The following is a 2,415-nucleotide window of genomic DNA, read 5'->3' as shown; positions in this document are numbered from 1 at the left end:
GAAAAACAGGCCGCATGAGGCCAGAAATGAAGCCCCGGACTCTCCATTGAGCTGGAGGGAACAAGGGTCTCAGGTCAGATCTTCGACGACGCGGTGAGCAATCTGGTCGATGAGCAGATCGATCTCGGCATCCGCGTTGGCTGGCTTACCGATTCCTCCAACCAGGCGCGGCGACTGGGCACGATTAGGCAGATCGTCGTTGCGAGCCCGGCCTTCGCGGCAAGCCTGCCCGCGGATGCGAACCCGAACCAGGCACGATCGCTGGCCTGGGTCGGCAATGCCCAGCTGCGCGGCGTCGGCCAATGGCTGTTTTCCAGAGAAGGCGAGACGGTGCTGACCGAACTCAATCCCGTCGTCGTCTGCGACAAAAGCCCGGCGGCCTATGCCTGCGTGCTTGCAGGTATCGGTCTGGGTATATTTCCCGACTATGCGGTCGATGAGGATATCGTCGGGGGTCGGCTTGTGCGGATATTCGCGCAGTGGGCCTTGCCGACCGGCGGCATCCACGCGGTGTTCCCGCCGGCCCGCTTCCGGCCTGCCAAGGTGCGCGCCTTCGTCGAATTGCTCGTCGCCGCCGAGAGAAAGCGAGCACGCGGCAAGGCCAGGGGGTGACGCGGCACACAGCTCGCAATGTCAGTGGAGACTTACATCGGGGCACCTCGGCTTTGCCTGCTTGCGGACCGCTGGGCGGGAGGCAGTCGTCGGCGATCGTTGCCCTAAAAACAAAAACGGCCCGCTGGTTTGAGCCAGGCGGGCCGATTGTGATTTGGTTGCGGGGACAGGATTTGAACCTGTGACCTTCAGGTTATGAGCCTGACGAGCTACCGGGCTGCTCCACCCCGCGTCACCACTAAGCGAGCTTGCTTAGGATGTAAGCGCAAGCCTACGACTAGGCTGGCCTACAGATAGGTATATGGCTCACCAAATGAAAGGGCCGCTTACGCGGCCCGTGGTCCCTTGGCGGGCCATTTTCGTAGAGAGAAGATTTCACTCGATCCGGTTGGATGTGAGTTCAACGTGCGTTTAGCAGACCTGGCAGCGACCTACTCTCCCGCGTCTTGAGACGAAGTACCATCAGCGCTGGAGCGTTTCACGGCCGAGTTCGGAATGGGATCGGGTGCAGCCGCTCCGCCATAACCACCAGGTCGGCAAAACGCACGTTGTTCGAGAAGCTGTTTTTTGTGCCAAGGCGACGTTTGTGGCTTTCGGGCGTAAGCCCGCAAGCGCGACTGCGCGTCGCCGGTTTTCCGGCGCCCTCGCGGAGCATAGGCCCGTAAGGGCCGCTCATGCGTGAGCGCTGGTCAGACCATCGTGTTACACGATGGGCATAAGGAATGAGAACGATCAAGCCGATCGAACTATTAGTACCGGTAAGCTTCAAGCGTTGCCGCTCTTCCACACCCGGCCTATCAACGTGGTCGTCTTCCACGGTTCTCAGGGAATACTCGTTTTAAGGTGGGTTTCCCGCTTAGATGCCTTCAGCGGTTATCCCGTCCGGATATAGCTACCCTGCTATGCGGCTGGCGCCACAACAGGTCCACCAGAGATCCGTCCATCCCGGTCCTCTCGTACTAGGGACAGATCCTTTCAATATTCCTACACCCACGGCAGATAGGGACCGAACTGTCTCACGACGTTCTGAACCCAACTCACGTACCGCTTTAAATGGCGAACAGCCATACCCTTGGGACCTGCTCCAGCCCCAGGATGCGATGAGTCGACATCGAGGTGCCAAACAACCCCGTCGATATGGACTCTTGGGGGTCATCAGCCTGTTATCCCCGGCGTACCTTTTATCCGTTGAGCGATGGCCCTTCCACGCGGGACCACCGGATCACTATGACCGACTTTCGTCTCTGCTCGACTTGTCAGTCTCGCAGTCAGGCAGGCTTATGCCATTGCACTCAGCGAACGATTTCCGACCGTTCTGAGCCCACCATCGCGCGCCTCCGTTACTCTTTAGGAGGCGACCGCCCCAGTCAAACTACCCACCATACATTGTCCCGGACCCGGATAACGGGCCGCGGTTAGACATCCATAGTAATAAGGGTGGTATTTCAAGGGTGGCTCCACCTGAGCTGGCGCCCAGGTTTCAAAGCCTACCACCTATCCTACACATGCCACTACGAATGCCAATGTAAAGCTATAGTAAAGGTGCACGGGGTCTTTCCGTCTAACCGCAGGAACCCCGCATCTTCACGGGGAATTCAATTTCACTGAGTCTATGCTGGAGACAGCGGGGAAGTCGTTACGCCATTCGTGCAGGTCGGAACTTACCCGACAAGGAATTTCGCTACCTTAGGACCGTTATAGTTACGGCCGCCGTTTACTGGGGCTTCGATTCAGAGCTTGCACCCCTCCTCTTAACCTTCCAGCACCGGGCAGGCGTCAGACCCTATACGTCGTCTTGCGACT

At 58.6% G+C, this 2,415-nt stretch carries 1 protein-coding gene, 1 tRNA gene and 2 rRNA genes (1 of these 4 cut by a window edge); 1 reads left to right on the top strand and 3 read right to left on the bottom strand.

What is annotated here, in order from left to right:
* The first annotated feature begins 93 nt into the window (after window positions 1-93).
* A complete protein-coding gene (locus FJV83_RS25530) occupies window positions 94-612 on the top strand; it encodes a substrate binding domain-containing protein (RefSeq protein WP_246691921.1) in 519 nt (172 codons plus the stop codon).
* Between the two features lie 155 nt (window positions 613-767).
* Here the strand turns inward: FJV83_RS25530 and FJV83_RS25525 are convergent.
* From FJV83_RS25525 to FJV83_RS25515, 3 genes are all read right to left on the bottom strand, one after another.
* Window positions 768-844: transfer RNA gene (locus FJV83_RS25525), tRNA-Met, on the bottom strand.
* A 186-nt stretch (window positions 845-1,030) separates the two neighbouring features.
* Window positions 1,031-1,145, bottom strand: a 5S ribosomal RNA gene (gene rrf / locus FJV83_RS25520).
* 195 nt (window positions 1,146-1,340) lie between these two features.
* A 23S ribosomal RNA gene (locus tag FJV83_RS25515) occupies window positions 1,341-2,415 on the bottom strand (it continues 1,725 nt past the right edge of the window).

Source organism: Mesorhizobium sp. WSM4307 (assembly GCF_007003945.1).
In the GTDB taxonomy this organism is placed as follows: Bacteria; Pseudomonadota; Alphaproteobacteria; order Rhizobiales; family Rhizobiaceae; genus Mesorhizobium.
Note: the sequence above shows the minus strand (reverse complement) of the source record. Positions and strands in the feature narration are given on the sequence as shown.